Raw genomic sequence first — 12521 nt, 5'->3', positions numbered from 1 at the left:
ACGGGAGGACTCTCCCTGGCCGTGTCGGGCTTCGACGCCGGGGCGCGGCAGGCGCTCCCCGGGCGCTGGCTCAGCGACCGCGCGGGGTGGGGTGCCCCTGGCGCTTCATCGCCGCGGCCTGGGCCAGTCGCCTGCGCAGCTGGACGATGACGTGGTGGAGGTAGTCCAGCCGCTGGAGGACGCGCGTGTCCTCGCCGGCGTCGAGCAGCTCCACCGGAGACAGGTCCTCGGTCCGGAGTGTGTCCAGCAGGTCCGTGAAGTGGGCCTCCACGTCTCCGAGCGCATCGAGCCCCTCGCGCAGGTCATCCTCGAGCAGGTCCATCAGCACGGCCGCGTCGGTGCGCGCCGGCAGCGAGTGGGCCAGGCGCTCCATGGCCACGCGGACCGGGTCGGCGCGGCGCAGGTGCGCGGGGGCGGCGAGTGCGAGGGCCGGAGGGGGCATGCCCATGACGCTACAGGCCGGTAGCACCCCGTCAATTTTCCGGCCCGGACTCAGAGCGAGCGCAGGAACGCCACCAGCGCCGCGCGATCTTCGGTCGATGACTGGCGGAAGCCTTCCTTCGCCGCCTCGGCCTCGCCGCCGTGCCAGAGGATGGCCTCCTCCAGCGTGCGGGCCCGTCCATCATGGAGGTACGCCGCGTACGGCAGCACCGTCTGTGTCAGCCCCAGGCCCCACAGCGCGGGCGTGCGCCACTCCGCCCCCGTGGCGGCGCCATCCGGCCGCCCGTCCGCGAGCCCGGGCCCCAGGTCATGCAGCAGCAGGTCCGTGTATGGGTGGATGCGCTGGTGCGCCAGCTCCGCCACCGGGTACGGGCCCGTCTCCAGCACCTCGCGGTGGCAGTGCTCGCAGCCCCGTGCCCGGAACAGGCCCTCGCCGCGCCGCACCTCCGCGCCGTCCAGCGCCGTGCGCGCCGGCACGCCGAGGGACTGCGCGTAGAAGACCGCCGCCTCCAGCGTGTCGCGGGACAGCTCGTGCGTGCCGTCCACTTCGGGGAAGAGGGGATTGGTCACCCCCATGTCGTTGACGTACGCCTCGGCGGACTGCTGCGCGAGGTGCGGGCTGTTCGCCTTCCAGCCGAAGCGCCCCGGCGCCAGCGCGCGGGCCGCCACGTCCCAGACCTCGTTCAGTCGTCCGGAGACGCCGTCGCCATCCCGGTCATCCGGGTCCGCCAGCGCCTGGAGCGTGGACAGCTCCACCGCCTCCAGCAGCCCCAGTCCGAAGACGGGCGGCGGCAGGCGCAGCGACGTCAACATGCCCGCGGGCGGCACCGAGCCATCCTTCGGGGTGATGCGCACCCGTGGCGAGCGCAGCGAATACGGCGAGCCATCTGCGTACTGCCCCTGCGTCTCCACCCACTCGAGCGCGACGGCGGCCTCGGGCTTCACGCCATAGTTGGCCTGGTCCTGCACCTGGAGGCCGAAGCCCGGCACGGGGACCGCGCCATTCGGGTGCTCCGGCGAGCCGCCCGTCATGCTGACCCGGACCAGCAGCTGCGTCCGCTGCGGGCCCGAGCCCATCACCGGCATGCCGCGCCCGTTGCGCAGGTGGCAGCCGTTGCAGGAGGTGTTGTTGTACACGGGTCCCAGCCCCGGATTGACGGGCGCCGGGGCCGGGACGAACACCGCCGCGAAGGCCGCGTCGCCCACCCGGTGTCGCTCCTGCGCCTCGAGGGACAGGTTGGGCGCGGGCTGGGCGAAGGCCAGCGAGGTCCGGTCGTCGATGGTCGTCGCGCCACCCGCGCGCGGCGGGGCCGCCGGAGCTCCCGGCGTGTCCTCACCGCAGGCGGTGGCCAGCAGCAGCACGGCTCCCATCATCAACGGACGTCGCATGGCCTTCCCCCCCGATACCGGCTGTGCCTACTGGGTGACGAACGGCAGCACGTTCTTCTCGAACGTGTCCTGGAGCTTGCGGATGGCTTCCTGCGCGGCCTCGATTTCATCCTTGGAGGCCGGGTCGCGGATGGCGTCGCGGAACGGCTCCGGGATGTTGCCGAGCGCGGTGATGGCCTGGGAAATCTCGCCGCGGATGCGCGCGTCCAGGTCCGTGTTGACGCCCACCACGTCACGCAGCGTCTGCCCCTGCGCCGTCATGTCCGTGGCCCGGCCCAGGTAGACGTTCTCCACGCTGCGGATGTTGTTGGTGAAGTCGCTCAGCGAGTTGTAGGCGAACTGGCTCTCCACCAGGTCCGGGTCCTTCGCGTCGTACGGGTCGGCAATCTTCCCGTTGGCGACCTCGTCGAGGATGTTGATGATGCCGCCCACCATCTCCTGCGCCGCGGCCTGCACGGACGGGTACGCGGTGTTGCCGGACTGCCCCGCGGTGGCCAGCGTGTCGCGGTAGGGCGGCCGGCCGTCGGTGGTCTCCGTCCACGCCGCCAGCAGCGCGTTGCCCACGGTCTGCAGCTCGGTGGTAATGGCGGTGAGGTACTCGAACTGGCGCGGGGTGAAGTCCTCCACCTTCTTCGTGCCACCCTCGCCGAAGAGCAGGTACTCCACCGTGTGGAAGCCCTTCTGCGTCTCCTGCAGGTTGCGCACGTACTCGGCCGTGAGGGGGTCGCTGCTGGAGAGCACCGCGTCCAGGTCCGTCCGGTTCACCGGCCAGCTGTCCAGCGCCGGGTCATACCCGAAGCTGTCCACCGGGCCGAACAGGAACCCCTCGCTCTGCTCCCACGGCACGCGCGCGGCGAACCAGGCCTCGCGCGCCGCCGTCAGCCGCGCCGCCGTCGGCTCGGTCCGCAGCAGCAGCACCGCCGTGTCCAGCGCCGTCAGCTCATGGGCCAGGTCCCGGTACGTGGGCACCACCACGCGGTCCGCGAAGTTGGTCACCAGGTCCTGCTTCAGGGTGACCTCGGGCATGTCACAGCAGTCTTCGTTGGAACAACCCCCGACGAGCAGCGCGCCGGAGACGAGCACTGGCGCCAGTGCGAGACGAACGGACAGGGAGAAACGAGCCATGATGCACCTTCCTTGCGACGGGCTTCAGTAGGAGAAGCCCGTTGAGAGCCGCAGCGTGTTCTCCGGCCGGAACGTTGCGGAACCGAGACGGCGGTGGCTGAAGTCGAGCTTCGCGAAGGCCACCTCCGAAAGCGTGTACGCCGCGCCCACCGTGTAGACGGTGCGGCGGAACCGGGGGTTGTCGAAGAGCGCGGAGCGCGGGTTGAACTGCGTGTCCGCGTAGTCCACGCGGACGTAGGGAATGACCTCGTGCGCGTCACCCAGCCCCAGGGCCGGCGCCACGTCGAAGCCGACCTCGCCCCAGACGGCCAGCGCGTTGTCGGACACCGGGGTGCGCAGCACGCCCAGCAGGTTGGACAGGCGCGCGTTGCGCTGGGACACCTGCTCCGCGTTGTCCAGGTGGCCCCACAGCACCAGCGCCTTCGCGCGCCAGGGGCCCTTCTTCACCGACAGGTGCGCATCGAGGATGAGCAGCGGCGCGGACACGTAGCCGCACGGCGCCACTTCATTCTCGTTCGCCGCCTCGCACTGCTGGACGAGGTCCGGCTTGGGGCGGTTGCGCGTGGTGTCGCCGTAGTAGCCGGACGCGCCGAACGACAGCCCGTCGAAGCGGGTGACGTCCGCGCGCAGCACCAGCGCCAGGTCCGTGGCGCGCACCACCTCGAAGCGCCGCTGGTGTCCGCCCACCACCCAGCCCTGCGAGCTGAAGCCCGTGGAGTCCAGCCCGTTGACCACCTGCCCGGTGAGGCGCAGGCCCCACGGCACCTGCCACTTCACCTGCGCGCCCATCTCGTCCCAGGTGTTGGGGATGACGAGCGTCTCCGATTCGGCGCGCACCGTGCCCAGGTAGTCCGTGGGCCGGTAGAACTCGCTCAGCGTGCCCACCGCGACGTAGAAGCGGCCCACGGAGACGGACACGTGCCGCCCCAGCTTCTTGGCCAGGTACAGCTCCTCCACCAGCACCTCGCCGCCCTTCTCCACCTCCTGCTCGTACTCGCCGAACTCCTCGTACTCGAGCTCCACCGCCGAGCCGGTGCCGCCGTGCTCGAACTCGACCTCCACCTCGGTCTCCAGCCCGTACTCGGGCAGGCCCGCCTCCAGCTCCAGCACAAGCCGCGTGGTGTCGAACACCAGCCGCGAGTCGCGCTGCGCGCCGCGCGCCCGGTTCTGGTTCTCCCCGTGGTTGAGGTACGCGAACTGCAGGTCCGCGTAGCCGCCCAGCTCCACCTCCAGCTTCGGCCGCTTCGCCTCCTCCTTCGCTTCGTCCTTCGCTGCTTCCTTCGCCACATCGGCCTCCTCGGAGGCCCACGCGGGGACGGCGGCGAACAGCAGGGGAAGGCACGGCAGCAGGGACAGCGGGCGGAACGCGAAGAGAGTCATCGGAGCGCGCGCAAGCTACGCGGCCGATTTTGAAATTGCAAACCGTTCTCAGCATCTGGACAAACGAGAGGCCCGCGGCGTGGGGGCCGCGGGCCTCGGGTGCGACGTCAGGGCAGGGAGGCCGTCAGCGCCTCACCACTTCATGTCCTCCTCGCCACCGGCCTCCTGGCGCTTCTCGCCGGGGCGGGAGACGGAGGTGAGGGTGGCGCGCACGGCGCCGAGGTCCAGGGTGCCCACGGCGGCCAGGGGCAGGCGGCGGGCGTCGTCGGAAATCCAGACGTGGACCTCGCGCTTCTGCGTGGGCCGGTCCAGGCGGATGGCGGTGCCCTGCATGTGCCAGGCGTGGAACTGGCCCAGCGGGGTGGTGACCTGCTCGCGCTTCACCACCGCGCCCTGCATGCGCCACAGCCGGCGCACGCCGTACACGTCGAAGCACACCTGCATGTTCTCCTGCAGCGGCAGCTGGCGCAGCAGGTAGATGGAGCCGGCCACGTCCAGGCCGTCCTTGTCGTAGGTGTAGTTGAGCTGGCCCTTGGGGCGCTGGCCAATCTGGTAGTCCACCTTGACGGAGCGGTCCTTGGGGCCGAAGGCGACCTCCACCTTGCGGCGCTGCTCGTTCTCCATGGTGTCTTCGATGTAGCGCTTGGGGCGCAGCGTGCGCGGGTGCAGGTACGTGGTGGCGCTGCCCTTCACCCGGCGGACCTTGGAGAAGAAGGTGTTGGTCTGCGCCTCCACCTCCACCGGCAGGTGCCCGTCCTTCTGCTTCTGCACGCGCATGGTCATCTTGCCCGCCTGCGCGCCCATGGCGTCCAGGTCGAACTCGAGCACCTCGCCGGGCATGAAGGCCATGGGCGTGCGTAAGGACGGCAGCGCCTGCGCGCACGGCGCCACGGTGAGGGGCGCCTTCTTCGCCGCTTCCGCCTTCTCCGCCTCCGCCGTCTCGGGCTTGTCCGCGTCGGTGTCCGGCAGCTGGGCCCAGGCGGCGCCGGTGGACAGCGTCAACCAGGCCGCGAGGAGGGTGCGCATGGAGCTCATCCTGTTCCTTCCACACATGAGACTACGGGGTGCTGTTGGGCGTCTGACGGCCCGGACGCTTCGCATATTCGGAGGCTTCCCATCGCTGGCGGAGCCGCGCGGTGACTTCCTGGCGGACCGCTTCCCATTCTCCCGCATCCCGGGTGATGTCCCAACCCGACCGGGCCAGCCGTCGCGCGGCCGCCTGGGCAAAGGACACATCCCCCAGCTCCGCCAGCAGCCGCAGGTACTCGTAGTCCTCCAGGCCGTCACGCAGGTGCTTGAGGCGCAAACTGACCACCGGTGCGTGACGCGCGGCGCCCAGGCGGGCCGGGGTGCCCGGGTAGAAGAGGGTGCCGTCGCCGTTGCCGCCGAACTCGAAGACGTCGGCCCAGGGGTCCTTCTTCGTGTTGTAGGCGAAGACGGTGTCGAAATAGAGCTCGCCGTCCACTCCGGCGGTGAAGGCCAGCACGCCCATGGCCCGGTTGAGCGGGGCGGGGTGGTCCACCATGTATGACGCCCACCCGCTGTAGGCCGCGTCCACCGCCGCGTCCTCCGGGGGCCCGCCGTTGCAGCCGTGCGAGTTGCAGCTCTGGTACCACCACACCTTCGCCCCGCGCGGCAGCTGGCCGCGCAGCGTCCCCGTCGTCACCACGTTGCGGCACGTCTGGGGCCCGGGGCGCGGGTAGAAGCAGTTGAGGGTGGGCGTGAGGATGTCCGCCGAGCCGCGCAGCGCGTCATCCAGCGGGCTGGTGACGAGCACGGGGATGCCCCCGGCGGCGCGCACCCGCTTGGACTGCGCCTTCACGAGGGGCACGTCCTCCGGCTTGGGCTCGTCCTTGGCATAGAAGAACAGCTGCGCCGGCCAGCCCTTCTTCCGGAAGTGCTCGGCGAAGGCGCGGTAGTACGCCGTCTTCTCCGCGTCCGTGCTCGCCTGGCGGCTGTCGCGCACCTCCGCCGAGGTGAAGCGCGCGCCCGAAGGCAGCAGGCTCCCGTCGAGGAAGGGGCCCATCTCCGCGTCGTACGCGCGCCAGTCCACCACCGCGCGGCCGCCCTCGAAGCGCACCGGCGGCGGCGACATGCTCATGCCGTGGGCGCTCACCCGGTGCTCCAGCAGGGTGCGCCCGTACGCGCGCAAGAGCTCCTGCGCCTCGGGGGACTCCGGGGACAGCCCGTGCCCCTTGGCGATGCTGTACAGCGACACGCCGAAGCTGGTGGGCAGGGAGGCCGTGGCCGGCAGCGCGAAGGGCTGCACCTCCACCGTGAAGGGCACTGGCAGGGCCGCCGCGTCACCGGCCTTCACCTGCAGCGCGCCCTTGTACGTGCCCGGCGCCTGCTTCTCCGGCGCGCACACCTCCACGTAGAGGACGGCGGGCAGCTTCGCGTCGGCGACGGGCGCCTCCACGGGCACCAGCGCGTCCGGCCAGGGGCCCTTGCGGCCTTCCCCGTTGGACGGCGTCTTCACGTCGATGAAGGCCTGCCGCCACACCGAGGCCCGCAGCGCGGCGCCCGGGCCCTTCAGTGCCAGGGGCTCCACCCGCACGCGCTCCACGCGCCCGGGCAGCACCACCTGCGTGGCTTCACACTCTCCGCGCGCCACGCTGAGCCGGGCGTCGCGGCGACCTTCCACCGCTTCACCCGGACGCACCTTCACCAGGGGCGACACGACCTTCGGCCCTGGAGTGGCGGCCATCGCCGCCACCACTGCCCACGCCCATCCCACGCCCATCCGCCCCCTGCACTCCCTGGCGGGTCCTCCCCGCCGCTCTCGGTCGCGGTGCTACCCGCCGCTGTCCGCGCGGGCCAGCTCCATGATGCGGCCCGGCTTGTAGTCGGTGATTTCCGCCACGATGGTCCCCATCGCGAACTCCGCCTCCACGCGCACCAGCACGTGGTTGGGGTCCGTGGTGAGGTACACGAACATGTCCCGCTTCGACGCCAGGCTGCCGCCGAACTCCGCCTTCACCCGCAGCTTGTAGACCTCCTTGGGCCCCAGCTCCGTGTTCATCAGCTCGCGCGCTTCCACCTTCGCGTTCATCATGAACTGCTTGCTGCCGGTGAAGACCGGATAGGAGTACTCGCCGCCCACCGCGAGGTCGCGGTTGCGCAGGGCGAACGTCGCGCCCGTCACGTCCAGCGTCCCCTCGGGCAGCTCGCGCGTGGACTCGCGCGGCGCCTCGTTCTCCTTCTGCTTCACCACCAGGACGCTCTTGCCATCCGGCTGCAGCTTGATGCGCTGGCGGCGGCGCTTGCCGTTCTCGTCCGAGTGCAAGTCACTTCCCATCACCCGCTGGCCGTCGGTCTGCCAGTAGGACACGAACTTGCTCTTGATGGGCCACACGCCCAGGGTGTCCTGCGAGCGCGCCAGCGCGACGATGGGCCACACGTCCTGGCCCCACTGCTTCATGGGCGCGCCCACCGTCACCTGCGCGGTGCCCGCCGTCACGCCGAGGTACTTCACGCGATACTGGGTCTGCTCACCGGGGCCGAACGCCGCATTGGCCGAAGGTGCCTGGGCCATGGCCGTTGCCGACCACACCAGGCCCGCCAGCACCGCCGCGAACCGCCACTTGGACTGCGCATGCATCGAGTGAGCTCCCTCGCTTGGAAGTTAAGGAGCCTGGACGCTTCTCGCCAGGCCCCGCCCCGAACCATTCCCGCCGTCCTGCATTTCCATGGACGCGCCTGGACAGCAGGCATTCAAAGCCTACCTGCTCCCTCCACGAGGGGCCTCGTGGGTGTCGCGGGGGACACACTTTCGCACGCCCGGCCGACAGCGCGCGCCTCCCCCCGCCACGCCCGGCTGCCCTCCATGCGCCCCGAGGTGTCCAGCCGCCGACATGGCTGGTAGCCTTCGCGCCCGGAGGTTCCCATGTCCGGCAGCAGCTACGATTTCGACGATGACTCGGAGAAGGAGTCCAAGGGCGGGGGCGGCAAGGCCCTCAAGGACTTCGACTGTCCGTCCTGCAACGCCAACAACCCGCTGCACGAGTCCCCTGCCCACGGCGAGGAGATTCGCTGCCACTACTGCGGCACGGAGTTCAAGGTCTCCATCAGCATGGAGGGCCGGGTGAAGTTCAAGGAGGTGTAGCGCCCCGCGCCCGGGCTCACGTGCGCTCGCCGAAGATGGCGGTGCCCACGCGGATGACGGTGGCCCCTTCCTGGATGGCCAGCTCGAAGTCGTGCGTGGTGCCCATGGACAGCGCGGGCAGGCCGTGCGCCCGCGCCAGCTCGCGCAGCGTCTGGAAGTCGCCGCGCGCGCGCGCCTCGTCCTCCGTGGGGGGCGGCAGCGACATGAGCCCCACCAGCTGGAGGTTGGGCAGGGCGCGCGCCGCCTCCAGGAAGGCCCCGAGCGCCGAGGGCTCCAGGCCGCTCTTGGTGGCCTCGCCGCCCACGTTGACCTCGACGTAGCAGGGCAGGGGGGCCGCGCCCTCGCGCCGCTTCGACAGCTCGCGGGCCACCTCCAGCCTGTCCAGCGCATGGAAGGCGCCGGCCACGCGCGCCACGTACTTCACCTTGTTCGTCTGCAGCGCGCCGATGGCATGCCAGCGCAGGCCCTCCAGGTCCGCCAGCTCCGCGGCCTTGTCCCGCAGCTCCTGCGCGTAGTTCTCCCCGAAGTCGCGCTGGCCCGCGGCGTACGCCTCGCGGATCAGCGCCGCCGGCTTCAGCTTCGACACCGCCACCAGCGTCACCGACTCCACCGGCCGCCCGGCGCGCGCGCACGCCGCCGCCACCCGCTCCCGCACCGCCGCCAGCCGCTCCGCCACGCTCATGACGCCCTCCACGGCAGCGGCACCCCGGCGCGCTCGAGCAACGCCAGCGTCTCGCCCAGCGGCAGGCCGATGACATTGGTGGGGCTGCCGTCCACCGCCGCCACGAGAAAACCACCGCGGCCCTGGACTGCGTAGGCGCCGGCCTTGTCGAGGGGCTCGCCGGTGCCCGCGTACCAGGCAATCTCGCCCGGGCTCAGGTTCCTGAAAGTCACGCGGGTGCGCACCACCAGCGCCTCGTCATGGCGGCCGGCCAGTGCCACGCCGGTGTGGACCTCGTGCGTGCGGCCGGACAGGCGGGAGAGCATGGCCCTGGCCTCCTCGGCGTCCCGGGGCTTGCCGAGCAGCTCCGGGCCCAGCACCACGGTGGTGTCCGCGGCGAGCACCCAGGCGGCCGGATGGCGGGCCGCCACCGCACGGGCCTTCTGGCGGGCGAGCCTCAGGACGTACGCCTCCGGGAGCTCCCCCGGGTGGGGCGTCTCGTCGATGTCCGCCGCGGAGACTGTGAAAGTGAGACCCAGCTGTGAGAGCAACTCCCTGCGCCGGGGCGACGCGGAAGCCAGGACGAGCGGCGTTTCTTCCGATAGGGTGTGCATGTGACGGCTCGGTGCGGCCTTAGCAGACTTGCGCCTCGGAGTGGACTCTACGGATGAAGCCCGCAGACCTCCTGTCGGCCATGAAGCGGACGGTGCAGCAGCTGGCCGCTTACAACGAGATGGCCAAGGCGCTGACCTCGACGCTGGAGCTGCGCGAGGTGCTGGCGCTGGTGATGCAGAAGGTCAGCAGCCTGCTGCTGCCCCGCAACTGGTCGCTCATCCTCCAGGACGAGCGCACCGGGAAGCTCTACTTCGAAATCGCGGTGGGCGACGGGGCGGAGGTCCTCAAGGGGCTCCAGCTCAACCCCGGCGAGGGCATCGCCGGCGCCGTCTTCACCTCCGGCGTCGCCCGGCTCGTCCATGACGTGGGGGGAGACCCCAGCTTCTCCCCGCGCTTCGACGAGGCCTCCGCCTTCCACACCCGCTCCATCCTCGCGGTGCCCCTGCTGGCCCGGGGCCGGGTGCTGGGCATCATCGAGCTGGTCAACGGCCCCGCGGACCCGCCCTTCACCAACGAGGACCTCACCACCCTCACCGCCATCGCGGACTACGCGGCCATTGCGATTGAGAACGCGCGCAACTTCCGCCGGGTGCAGGAGCTCACGATTACCGACGAGCACACCGGCTGCTACAACGCCCGGCACCTGCGCGCGCTGCTGGACCACGAGGTGAAGCGCGCGGCGCGCTTCAGCCACCCGCTGTCGCTCGTCTTCCTGGACCTGGACCACTTCAAGAGCATCAACGACACCCACGGGCACCTGATGGGCAGCGCCGCCCTGAAGGAGGTGGGGGACGTCCTCATCGCCCTGGGGCGGCAGAACCTGGACGCCGTCTTCCGCTATGGCGGTGACGAGTTCGCCATGCTGCTGGTGGAGACGGACCTGGAGGGGGCCACCGTCATCGGCCAGCGCATCTGTGAGTCCTTCCGCGGGCGCAGCTTCCTGCAGGAGCACGGCCTGGACGCGCGCCTCACCGCCAGCGTCGGCGTGGCCACCTTCCCGGATCACGCCATGTCCGCGCTGGACCTCATCCGCGCCGCGGACTTCGCCATGTACGCGGCCAAGGCCCGCGGCCGGGACGGCGTCAGCATCGCCGTGCCCACCACGCCGGACACCGGCTCCTCCGACTTCCCCGCGCGCTGAGGCTGAAAAAAGCGAAGGGCCGGGGAGGGGAGCACCCTCGGCCCGGCCCTCGTGGGGCAACCCGCGTGTCAGCGCGGAATCACCCGGTGCCCACCACGGAGTCGATGGCCTCGGTGTTGGTCACCACGCTGCCCTGCTCCTTGAGCGCCTTGAGGAAGGACTCCGTCAGCTCAATCTGCTTGGCCTGGCTGGCCTGGCCGCGCAGCTCGTCCTTGCGCTTCTCGAAGCCCGCGTCGTCCGGCTTCTGGCGCTCCACCACCTGCGCCACCACGAAGCCCTCGCCCACCGGGAAGGCCTGGTCCAGCACCTGCGGGCCGTTGGCCGCGAAGGCCGCCTTCACCACCGCGGGCGCGGGGCCCAGGTGCGGCACCGCCTCACCCTCGGCCGTGAAGCTGTCCGTCTCCACCGCCTCCGGCCGCGTCTCCGTCTCGAAGCGCAGCAGCGCCGGCTGCTCCTTCTCCGCGGGGAACAGCTCCTTCAGGCCCTTGCCGCCCTTCACGGACGCCAGCGCCTTGTCGGCCTCGGCCTTCGCCAGCTCCTTGGCGCGCTCCTGCTTGTAGAGCGTGGTGGCAATCTCGTCCGAGACGTCCTCCAGCTTCTTGTCCTGGGCGGCCTGCTTCTCCTCCACCTTCACCAGGTGCACGCCGAACTTCGTCTCCACCGGCTGCGTCAGCTCGCCCGCCTTGAGGGCGAAGGCCGCGTCCGCCAGCACCGGCTCCCAGCTGCCGCGCTCCACCCAGCCCAGGTCGCCACCGCGCGCCTTGCTGCCCGGGTCCTCGCTGCTCTCGCGCGCCACGGCGGCGAAGTCCTTGCCGCCTTCAATCTCCTTGCGCAGCGCCTCGGCCTTCTTCTTCGCCTCGGCCTTCTGCTCGGCGGTGGCGTCCGGGGCCAGCTTCACCAGCACCTGCTTCGCGCGGATGCGCTCGGGCTGCTGGTACACGAAGCGGTTGGCCTCGAAGTAGTCCTTGATCTCCTTCTCGTGCGCCTTCTTCCACTCCGCGAGCTGGGCGGCGGTGGGCGCCGGCACCTTGTCCGCGTACATGGTGGGCAGAAAGCGCGCGAAGACGACCTTGGCCTGGTTGCCCTGCTTCTCGTACCGGGCCTTCACCTCGTCATCCGACACCACGGCATTGGCGCGCACCACGTCCAGCATCTTCTGGGCGGCCAGCTGGCGGCGCAGCTCCTGCTCGAAGTCCGGCGGCGTCTTCCGGTAGAAGTCGCGCAGCACCTGCTTGTAGCGCTCCAGGTCGAACTGGCCTTCCTTGTTGTGGAAGTCCGGGTTCTGGTGGATGAGCTTGCGCAGCTCCTCGTCCGAGGCGGTGATGCCGTGGCGCTCGGCCGCCTGGGCGAGCAGCTCGGTGTTGACCAGGCGGTCGAGCACCTGGTTGTGCATGCCGAACTGCCGGGCGATGGACTCGGGGATGGGGCTTCCCTGCGAGCGCAGGAAGTTCATCTGCCGGGCCCATGCGGTGGCGAAGTCACGCAGCGGGATTTCCTTGCCGTTGACCGTGGCCACCGAGCCAGGTGCCGTCACCGCCGTGCCCGTGCCGCTGAAGCCGCTGCTGCCCGGCCCGAACGACAGCGTGAACACCACCGCGATGGCGATGATGAACAGCAGGGAGAAGACCTTCCGGGGATTCAGACCGTCCATTGTCGTCACTTCG

General features: G+C 70.7%; 12 protein-coding genes. 2 read left to right on the top strand and 10 right to left on the bottom strand.

Annotation, left to right across the window (positions count from 1 at the left end):
* Nucleotides 1–70: 70 nt before the first annotated feature.
* The 7 genes from LXT23_RS28220 to LXT23_RS28190 all read right to left on the bottom strand — a co-directional run bounded on the left by LXT23_RS28220 (nt 71) and on the right by LXT23_RS28190 (nt 7936).
* Complete coding sequence (locus LXT23_RS28220) at nt 71–442, bottom strand: hypothetical protein (RefSeq protein WP_253983420.1); 372 nt, start codon at nt 440–442, stop codon at nt 71–73.
* A gap of 50 nt (nt 443–492) precedes the next feature.
* Complete coding sequence (locus LXT23_RS28215) at nt 493–1830, bottom strand: di-heme oxidoreductase family protein (protein ID WP_253983419.1); 1338 nt, start codon at nt 1828–1830, stop codon at nt 493–495.
* Nucleotides 1831–1857: 27 nt separating this feature from the next.
* A complete protein-coding gene (locus LXT23_RS28210) occupies nt 1858–2955 on the bottom strand; it encodes an imelysin family protein (protein WP_253983418.1) in 1098 nt (365 codons plus the stop codon).
* Nucleotides 2956–2979: 24 nt separating this feature from the next.
* On the bottom strand, nt 2980–4335 hold the full coding sequence (locus LXT23_RS28205) for a hypothetical protein (RefSeq protein ID WP_253983417.1): 1356 nt from the start codon (nt 4333–4335) through the stop codon (nt 2980–2982).
* A 132-nt stretch (nt 4336–4467) separates the two neighbouring features.
* Complete coding sequence (locus LXT23_RS28200) at nt 4468–5370, bottom strand: DUF3108 domain-containing protein (protein WP_253983416.1); 903 nt, start codon at nt 5368–5370, stop codon at nt 4468–4470.
* 22 nt (nt 5371–5392) lie between these two features.
* Nucleotides 5393–7078 carry a DUF4091 domain-containing protein gene (locus tag LXT23_RS28195; protein WP_253983415.1) on the bottom strand — a complete coding sequence of 562 codons (1686 nt, stop codon included), beginning with the start codon at nt 7076–7078 and terminating at the stop codon, nt 5393–5395.
* A 51-nt stretch (nt 7079–7129) separates the two neighbouring features.
* Nucleotides 7130–7936: a DUF3108 domain-containing protein gene (locus LXT23_RS28190; RefSeq protein ID WP_253983414.1), complete on the bottom strand. Its 807-nt coding sequence runs from the start codon at nt 7934–7936 to the stop codon at nt 7130–7132.
* 285 nt (nt 7937–8221) lie between these two features.
* On the opposite strand from LXT23_RS28190, the gene LXT23_RS28185 reads away from it, so the two are divergent.
* Complete coding sequence (locus LXT23_RS28185; RefSeq protein ID WP_253983413.1) at nt 8222–8440, top strand: hypothetical protein; 219 nt, start codon at nt 8222–8224, stop codon at nt 8438–8440.
* Nucleotides 8441–8456: 16 nt separating this feature from the next.
* On the opposite strand, the gene LXT23_RS28180 is transcribed toward LXT23_RS28185, so the two are convergent.
* Both LXT23_RS28180 and LXT23_RS28175 read right to left on the bottom strand, forming a co-directional pair.
* Nucleotides 8457–9122 carry a YggS family pyridoxal phosphate-dependent enzyme gene (locus LXT23_RS28180; RefSeq protein WP_253983412.1) on the bottom strand — a complete coding sequence of 222 codons (666 nt, stop codon included), beginning with the start codon at nt 9120–9122 and terminating at the stop codon, nt 8457–8459.
* Nucleotides 9119–9715: a Maf family protein gene (locus LXT23_RS28175; RefSeq protein ID WP_253983411.1), complete on the bottom strand. Its 597-nt coding sequence runs from the start codon at nt 9713–9715 to the stop codon at nt 9119–9121. The genes LXT23_RS28180 and LXT23_RS28175 overlap by 4 nt, the downstream gene beginning before the upstream one ends.
* 53 nt (nt 9716–9768) lie before the next feature.
* On the opposite strand from LXT23_RS28175, the gene LXT23_RS28170 reads away from it, so the two are divergent.
* Nucleotides 9769–10857, top strand: coding sequence for a GGDEF domain-containing protein (locus LXT23_RS28170; protein WP_253983410.1), 1089 nt, complete (start codon nt 9769–9771; stop codon nt 10855–10857).
* Between the two features lie 79 nt (nt 10858–10936).
* Here LXT23_RS28170 and LXT23_RS28165 read toward each other — a convergent pair whose 3' ends face one another.
* Nucleotides 10937–12508 carry a peptidylprolyl isomerase gene (locus LXT23_RS28165; protein ID WP_253983409.1) on the bottom strand — a complete coding sequence of 524 codons (1572 nt, stop codon included), beginning with the start codon at nt 12506–12508 and terminating at the stop codon, nt 10937–10939.
* Nucleotides 12509–12521 lie beyond the last annotated feature (13 nt).

The sequence above is a fragment of the Pyxidicoccus xibeiensis genome (assembly GCF_024198175.1).
GTDB lineage: Bacteria > Myxococcota > Myxococcia > Myxococcales > Myxococcaceae > Myxococcus > Myxococcus xibeiensis.
Note: the sequence above shows the minus strand (reverse complement) of the source record. Positions and strands in the feature narration are given on the sequence as shown.